The sequence below is a fragment of the Synergistaceae bacterium genome, assembly GCA_031272035.1.
Classification (GTDB): domain Bacteria; phylum Synergistota; class Synergistia; order Synergistales; family Aminobacteriaceae; genus JAISSA01.
In genome coordinates this window covers 1-7,879 of sequence record JAISUO010000042.1, presented here as the reverse complement: position 1 = coordinate 7,879, position 7,879 = coordinate 1, and the positions used below count along the sequence as shown (strand labels likewise).

General features: G+C 51.8%; 9 protein-coding genes. 2 read left to right on the top strand and 7 right to left on the bottom strand.

The window, feature by feature from the left end:
* The 6 genes from LBR61_05050 to LBR61_05025 all read right to left on the bottom strand — a co-directional run.
* Window positions 1-712 (bottom strand): PIG-L family deacetylase (locus LBR61_05050; GenBank protein ID MDR1731442.1); only part of this gene is annotated, 712 nt, incomplete at its 3' end.
* Between the two features lie 86 nt (window positions 713-798).
* Window positions 799-1,551 carry an amino acid ABC transporter ATP-binding protein gene (locus tag LBR61_05045; protein ID MDR1731441.1) on the bottom strand — a complete coding sequence of 251 codons (753 nt, stop codon included), beginning with the start codon at window positions 1,549-1,551 and terminating at the stop codon, window positions 799-801.
* Window positions 1,552-1,611: 60 nt separating this feature from the next.
* Window positions 1,612-2,280 carry an amino acid ABC transporter permease gene (locus tag LBR61_05040; GenBank protein MDR1731440.1) on the bottom strand — a complete coding sequence of 223 codons (669 nt, stop codon included), beginning with the start codon at window positions 2,278-2,280 and terminating at the stop codon, window positions 1,612-1,614.
* A 21-nt stretch (window positions 2,281-2,301) separates the two neighbouring features.
* Window positions 2,302-2,961, bottom strand: coding sequence for an amino acid ABC transporter permease (locus LBR61_05035; protein ID MDR1731439.1), 660 nt, complete (start codon window positions 2,959-2,961; stop codon window positions 2,302-2,304).
* 100 nt (window positions 2,962-3,061) lie between these two features.
* The gene (locus LBR61_05030) at window positions 3,062-3,919 is read right to left on the bottom strand and encodes a transporter substrate-binding domain-containing protein (protein MDR1731438.1); all 858 of its coding nucleotides are present in this window, start codon (window positions 3,917-3,919) and stop codon (window positions 3,062-3,064) included.
* 265 nt (window positions 3,920-4,184) lie between these two features.
* Window positions 4,185-4,829, bottom strand: coding sequence for a lactate utilization protein (locus tag LBR61_05025; GenBank protein MDR1731437.1), 645 nt, complete (start codon window positions 4,827-4,829; stop codon window positions 4,185-4,187).
* Window positions 4,830-5,164: 335 nt separating this feature from the next.
* Here LBR61_05025 and LBR61_05020 point away from each other — a divergent pair, with 335 nt between their 5' ends.
* Together LBR61_05020 and LBR61_05015 are read left to right on the top strand one after the other, a co-directional pair.
* The gene (locus LBR61_05020; protein ID MDR1731436.1) at window positions 5,165-5,854 is read left to right on the top strand and encodes a DUF2848 domain-containing protein; all 690 of its coding nucleotides are present in this window, start codon (window positions 5,165-5,167) and stop codon (window positions 5,852-5,854) included.
* A gap of 14 nt (window positions 5,855-5,868) precedes the next feature.
* Window positions 5,869-6,660 carry a carbon-nitrogen family hydrolase gene (locus LBR61_05015; GenBank protein ID MDR1731435.1) on the top strand — a complete coding sequence of 264 codons (792 nt, stop codon included), beginning with the start codon at window positions 5,869-5,871 and terminating at the stop codon, window positions 6,658-6,660.
* Between the two features lie 135 nt (window positions 6,661-6,795).
* Here the strand turns inward: LBR61_05015 and LBR61_05010 are convergent, their stop codons facing one another.
* Window positions 6,796-7,509 (bottom strand): DUF533 domain-containing protein, encoded by a 714-nt coding sequence (locus tag LBR61_05010; protein ID MDR1731434.1) that lies wholly within the window; start codon window positions 7,507-7,509, stop codon window positions 6,796-6,798.
* Window positions 7,510-7,879 lie beyond the last annotated feature (370 nt).

The following is a 7,879-nucleotide window of genomic DNA, read 5'->3' as shown; positions in this document are numbered from 1 at the left end:
CGATCGTTTCGGACTCGATCATCGTCCGTCGGATATAATCGGTTTTATCCCGAAATCCCGCAGTGTTTCCTTCCGCGAGGCATTCTTTCCACATGTTGTCGATGGGTGTCCGGTGCATTTCAATCGCCGCTGCTTTTTTTTCGAGAACGCCCGCAATGTCCACAATCAAATTACTCTCCTGAGGGCCTCTGGCAAAGTAATACTTTTCTTTTACAAAACGGGGTTCAAGGCCCATCTCTTTGAGTTCGGGGAGATCTAACTGCCTTCCCGACATCCAGCACGCCTGTTCTACAGCCATAGCAGTAATGTAGTGGTCGGGATTTTCTTCATAATGCCCCCAGGGATCGAATGAAATAACCGTGTCGATCTTCAAAAACCGAAACAGAGTAATAAGTCTGTGGCGCATTTCCGTCAAAAGCGCGTGATCCAGGTAATGGTTTTTATAATTAAAATCATAAACTTTCCGAATTCCAAAAAATTCGGCGACTTCCCGCGTTTCTTTTTCTATGCGGAACATGGTTTCGCCGGCTGTCAGGTCATAGGAATCCATCTCGTCATTGGTCGTACGAATAAAATAGCCGATATATCCTTCTTCCAGCAACTTAAAGAGCAGCCCTCCCACAGCTATGGAGAAATCATCGGAATGAGGAAATATGGCTGCAAAGACTTTCCCTTTGTGTGGACAGTCTTTTCTCCAGGGTTCCACAATCATTTCATTCAAAACAAATCCACTCCTCTTTTGCCTTTACATGGCCTTATTGAAACTCCTGCCGCGTCCAATCGCATTCAATTACGCGTTCAATTAAAAGTAGACAAAAATTCTTTAAGACGGTCGGATTTCCGTTCTTCGAATATTTCAGCCGGCGTTCCCGTCGCTGCGATTTTCCCTTTGTCCATGAAAACGACCCTGTCCGAAACCTCATAAGCGAATCGCATCTCATGAGTGACGATGATCATTGTCGCACCGTCCGCCGCCAACTGTTTAATGACGTTTAAAACCTCGCCTACAAGCTCAGGATCCAACGCCGAAGTGGGTTCGTCGAACAAAAGAATTTTAGGATTCATAGCGACAGCGCGCGCGATAGCCACACGCTGCTGTTGTCCTCCTGAAAGCTGTGAAGGGCGCGAGTGAATTTTATCCCCCAATCCGACGCGTTCCAGCCAACGGGTCGCTTCTTTTTCTGCTTCCGATTTAGAAAATTTTTTTACTTTAATCAAACCTAAAGTAACGTTTCCCAACGCCGTCATGTGTGGAAATAAATTGAATTGCTGAAATACCATGCCGGTCATAAGGCGCTGACGAGCGATTACGCGTTCCGGTAAGCGCTTTCTTTTCTGTCCGGCAATGCGGTAGCCCACTGCGTTACCATCTAAAACGATTGATCCCGCCTGAAATGTCTCCAAAAGGTTGATGCAGCGCAGTAACGTTGTTTTCCCCGAACCGCTGGCGCCTATGATAGAAACCACTTCGCCGGCGTTCACGTCAAGATCGACGTCTTCAAAAACTTTTAAATCACCGTACCATTTCTCCAGTCCTCTGATTCGAAGCAAACTGTTTTCCATGAAATGCCCCCTGTAACCGCAGTTTACGCGTTGTATTTCCCTTTCAGGTTAAAAACGAAACCGTTTTTCAGCCGCCTTGCCCACGAATTCGATCATCGTGTTCAATACAAAATAGATCAACCCAATGAAACAGTAATATTTCAAAGCGTTATTGTTAGTTGCTATTAGTTGTTGTGTGACCAACAACAATTCTGAAATGCCGATCAACATCAGGAGCGTAGTGCCTTTCACCGTTTCTGTAGCGGAGTTGATCCAGGGAGGCAGCATCTGGATCAACGCCTGAGGAAGAAGGATGTTATATAGTATTTGCACAAAGCGTAAGCCTATAGCCTTCCCGGCTTCGATCTGTCCACGCGGAATATTTTGCAGGGCTCCTCGCGTCAACTCGGCCATCTGCGCGCTGTTTGTCACGGAAAGAGCGATGATGCCCGCCAGGAGTGCCGACAATTTGACGCCGTACGATTGAAGGAAAACGTCCAAAAAATAGTAGATCGTAAACACGATGACCAATCCAGGAATTCCGCGAACGACGTCCACGAACAAACGAAAGGGCAAAACAGCCGCTCTGTGCGCAAACGTCATGATAAATCCTATGGTGATACCGCAAAACGAGCCGATCGCAATTGCGCAGACGGCTGCCAGAAGCGAATGGTAAACGCCGATGAAAATCGCCGTTTTAGCGGCAAGCACGCTTTCCCAAAAACCGATGGAAATCATCGTCGTTTGCCTCCTTTGTGATCATTGAATCGCGAACCTGCGTTCGACGCGTCTCAGAATGAAAGCCAGCAAATAGCAGGCGATTACATACAGCGAAGCGGTGACCAGCCACACTTCAAACACGCGAAAGGTCAATGTGTTGATTTTTTTCGCGTTGTAGGTCAATTCTGGAATCGTTATAGAGGCCGCGAGGGAAGTATCCTTAAAGAGCGATATCAAATAATTCCCCAATGAAGGCAAAACATTTCTGAACATAATTGGAAGCTGAATATTCCAGGCAATCTGCAACGGAGTCAGTCCTATGGCCTGCCCCGCTTCGAGGGTGCCGGAAGGAATCGCCTCCAGACCGGCGCGGAATACCTCGGTCATATATGCCCCCGCATAAAGCGAAAGGGCGAATATAAAAGACTCGTTTTTGTTCAAACGAACGGATAAATCCGGCAGGCCGAAGTACGCGATGAAAATTAAAACCAACAGGGGCGTATTGCGTAAAAGCGTCACATAAAAATGAGCGAGTTTCCTCAGACATCGTTGTTTAGCCGTAGCGCAAAAAGCCATGCACAAGCCCACCAACATGCCGATCATCAAAGACACAACCGCCAAAAAAAGCCCCAGAAACAGCCCTTTAATCAACAGGGGCAATTGGGCGAAGACCACATTAAAGTTCCAATAATATCTCAAGCGGTTCTCTCCCCTCAGCCGAATGCAGAAAATCGAAGATTTATCCGCCTGCGCGGTTTACACGTACGCAAGCGGATAAATTTTCCATCAGGCGGCGTTTTTAACGATACATAAGAGGCTTGCCGATAGGAGGAGCAGGAAGTTTTTCCCCGAACCATTTCTCATAAGCGGCGTTGTAATACACGTATGTCGAACCAGCCATGCAATCGATAAAAACTGTATTAACATAATTCAACCATTCCAATTCGTCAGGCTTCACTCCACCGCCATAAAGCTGGGGATTGAAACCGAAACCGGAGTCGATATAGAGTTCCGGCTGTTTGCTTGCCAGCCACTTAATCGAGGAAAGATCTACAGCGCCCGCATCCGCACGTCCAGAAGTAACGGCCTGATAGACAAGTCCCTGATTTTCATATTGGTCATCCTTACTGCCCGGAAGCATTCTCTGAACATTACGAGCGGCATCCGCATTCTGCAGTATCGCTATAGTCACTGTCTTACCCGCTTTGACGGCTTCGACAAGTTCTTCATATTTTTTGTACTGTCCCTTAGTGGCAAGGATAAGTCCTATTCCTTCAGTATAATAAGGCACCGTAAACGCGATTTGCTGCGCGCGCGCCGGCGTAATGGTCATAAACTGCAGACAGATATCCACTTTATTGGCCAGAAGATTGGGGATGCGCTGATCGGGCGCCTGTTCTATGAATTCGACTTTTGACTCATCGCCAAACAAGCCTCGCGCCAGGATCTTTCCCATTTCGATATCCATGCCTTCATACTCGCCCTGGTTATTTTTGAGATGCCAGGGAACGTTGGTACTGCCCGTCCCAACAAGCAGTTTGCCCCGACTCAGAACTTCCTGCAACTTTCCGGCAGCTTCTGCTGTTCCGGTCGCAAACACGAACAGGCAGAGCAAACAAATCGCTTGAAAGAACCATAGTTTTGAAATCTTTTTCATTTCTCCATCCGACCTTCTTTCGTGAGATTTTCGAGAAAATTTCAAACAGAGCTACCATAACTTCATTAACTTCATTTTCCCCATGACGCGCAAAACACTCTTCTCAATCGTTTTTTGAAATTTTCCTCCTTCTGAAAATAACTCCTTCCCCCTAAAATACTGGAATTCGACGATTACGTCAATTTCTGTAAACTTTAAATATTATACTTTATCGAAGCTGCCTTTATCGAAGCTCTGGAAATCATAGAGATTTGCGCCGATGTCTCTAATACCCCAGAGTTTCTCCCGTCAAAACGACCTTGATTCTTCCCGCGGGGCGGCAAATTCTGGTGATCAGGATCTGAGAGCAAAAACTGTCGGGCGTTGAACAGTTGCCGCAGGTTCCCGTCTGTCGGCAGGGCACTTTGGCCTGGGGGAAACGCTGCAGGTTGATCGGCGCGGCAACCGTGCGGGCTCGCGTGATCGCATCGTCCAGCGTTTTTACCACCTTATTGATCCCCGCGACGACGATGACGTTTTTGGGGCCGAAAACAATTGACGCCACACGATTGCCGCCCGCGTCTATATTGACCATCTGTCCATCCTCGCTGAGCGCGTTGACGCCGGTTATGAAAAAATCACAGGCCAGCGCCCGACGCATAATATCCATCCGTTCCTCGGGAGACGTCGCGCGATCCCTGTCCAGCACGTTATAATTTCCGTTATGAAATCTGTCGGGCAGCTTCAGATCCTGAAGGGTAACACTGCCTCCCCATGATACGCAGGAACCCTCCGGGACGAGGGATACGGCCTTATTGACCGCCTCTTCGCGCCCGGCGGCATAAAAAGCCTCAAAACCCCGGTGCTGCAGCGCCGACATCACTGTAAGACCTAATTTTTCATTTCTCGCTTCCTGTGGAGACTGAGACATCACATTATTCCTCCTCGCTTCAGTATGTCTTATACAGATTGCCTTTTGCGCTCACGCGGCAACAGACGAATGAACAAAAACCTCTCGCCGGCTGCAGGAATCCGGACTCCAAGGGCCCGGGCCTGCAAACATCGAGAAGCTGGACAGGAATGTACACAACGAAACCAACCGTGACAATACAGGCAGGATAAAAGAAAGAGCGTATTATCACAATGAGCCTGACGACCTATCCACTCCATTGTCCGGCAGACATGCGAAGTAAAATTATCCTTGACATGTGCAGAGCTCTTCCTTAAGCTCATTTTTATCACCCGAAAAGGCGAGGAGGCTATTGTATGAAGCACGAAGCGACAGTATTACGGCCCGACGGAAAAGCGGAACGCAGACTGCTGACCTGGGACCTGTGCGTGGCCATCGACTATGCCGGGTGCGACCAGAAAGCAGTCAGAGCCCACGTTGATGAACGGGTGAAACCAGGCTTCCCCCGGCCTCACTCCATTCCGGCCCTGTACTGGATCGACCCCAACAGGGTGTCTTCCCGGGAACACCTTTGGGTCACGGGAGAATCCACATCCGGCGAGGCGGAGGTTTTTCTCGCCCGGGACGAGGGCGGCGATCAGTACGTGACTCTGGCCGGCGGCCACACCGACCGGGCGCTGGAGAAGTTCTCCGTTTCCAAAGCGAAGCAGATCTGCGACAGAATTCTGGCCCCCGTTTTCTGGAAGGTCTCCGACCTGCGGGAGCACTGGAACCGCGTGGAAATTTCCTCGGAAATCCCGCAGGAGGACGGATACCGGACGTATCAGAAGGGAACGCTGGGAGATCTTCTGCCTCCGGAGCGATTGGAAGAGCTGGCCCGGGAAGACGCTCCCGCACCGGGGAAAGTGGCTCTTTTCAGCGGCGCGCCGGCAACGCTCGAAGGCGTTGTCTTTGCCGGCGCTTTTCGCCTGACCCTTTCCGACCCCGTCCTGAACCGGGCGATCCGCTTCGGCTACCGGATTTCCGTGCTGCCGGACAGGCACTGAGGAGGCGAAAACAGATGAAACTTCGCGTGGGAATTTTCCAGATCGACGTGGCGATCGGCGACATCGAGGCCAACAGACGCAAGGTGGCTCACTGGATGGAGACGCGTTTCGTCCCTTCGACCCTGCCGACGGCCATCGTCGTGCCCGAGCTGTGGACGACGGGCTACCGGCTGGACAAAGCGGCGGAACTGGCCGACGCGGAAGGCCATGAGACGGCGAAATTTCTGGGAGACCTCGCCCGCCGCTTCGGAGTCTGGTTCACGGGGGGCTCCATTCTGGCGTCCCTGCAGGGAGGTTACGCCAACCGGGGACAGGTCATCTCTCCCGACGGGAAACTGGTTCGTCAGTACGACAAGGCGCACCTCATCCGCCTGATGGAGGAGGACAGATACTTCATCGCGGGCCGCGAACCCTCGATTTTCGACCTGAACGGGACGAAGGCGGGAAACGTGACCTGCTACGACATCCGCTTCTGCGAGTGGCTGAGGCGTTACGCTCTGGAGGGCGTTGAGGTGCTGTTCGTGGCGTCTCAGTGGCCCTCCGCACGGGCATCTCACTGGAGCAGCCTTCTCCGGGCCCGGGCCATCGAAAACCAGATGTTCGTCGTGGCCTGCAACCGGACGGGAACCTCAAACGGAACCGCCTTCGGAGGGGAATCTACCGTCATCGATCCCTGCGGGGAAATTCTCTTCAAAGCCGGAGAGGGAGAAGAAGCCGCCTACGCCGTCATTGAGACGTCCAAAGCGTCGGAATTCAGAAATTTCCTGACCGTTTTCAACGACCGCGTCCCCGAGATCTATCCCTGAACGTACGCGAAGGCACAGGGCAAATCCGGCTGCGGACGGCATATTTTAAATTTTAAATTAAAATAAATAACGAAATCGGGGGTCCAACAGGTCGACGCCGGACACCCCGCGTTTCATTGCCGTGAACGAAGGGCGTTACCTCTGCTGGCTGGCGATGTCCTGTTCTATGGCCTGTTTCACGCTGTCGGGGATGTTCAGAGCGTGAGCCAGTGCGTCGAGGTAGTTCCGCTCCATAAACTGGTCCACGTCGATCACGGAACGGCTCAGCACATAGATTTCCAGAGCTTCGTCGTGATCCTGAACGCCCCGGGCCAGGGCTTCGGGGTCGAGAGGCTGTTGGATGGCCTCGTTGACCACCTGCTCCGCCTCCGCCCCGAGGGACAGTTCCTTAATCTTTTGGATGATGTTCCGGTGCTCCGTCTCGTCGATGTGCCCGTCGGCCTTGGCGGCAAAAACCATAGCCCGGATGAAGCGTTTCACCCGTTCGTCCACCGGCGCGGAAGGCGCGTTTGCCATCGGGGCAAAGTTGGACGCCTGCGCCGGCGCGGGGCCGGCCGACTGCATGAGCTGTTTGTATTTGTTCCAGGCCAGAGCCCCCAGGGCCAGACCTCCGCCCACCAGCAGCGCGTTGGATCCCGTCTTTCTGCCGGTCTCCGTGCCCATGAGCGCCCCCGCCAGTCCACCCAGAAGACTTGGCCCCACGGCTCTCGTCAGGCCGCCCTGGATCCCCTGAGACAGCAGCCCTCCCAGCAGACCGCCCATCGCATTGTTTCCCCTCCCCGCCGAGCTCGCCCCGGCGACAGCACCCAGAAGACTTTGCAGGTTGTCCATCAAATTATTATTTTCCATAACACAGGCTCCCTTCCAGTGACTTATTTTAGTTTATTCATACAATTCAAGTTCAGAATAGCATGAAAAGTGGTTTTGAAAAGAATGTAATTTATGCAAAAAAAAGATTTTTGGTTCCATATACGGCGATTCAATGGGTCTTACCTTGACAAACCTCTCACTGACAACCTATCCTTTTCAGTGAAACATCAAGAAAGGGAAGGATCCTGCACTGACATGGAACGACTCAACGGGGATCTCTCCTTCGAGAACCTGAGCCCGGAGGCTCGGCGGGAGTACGAGAGACGCAAAAAAGACAATACGCTGCCGAAGGAAATCGACCGGCGGCGGGACCGGTACTTTAAATTTCTCTTTGGAGAGCCGGAACACA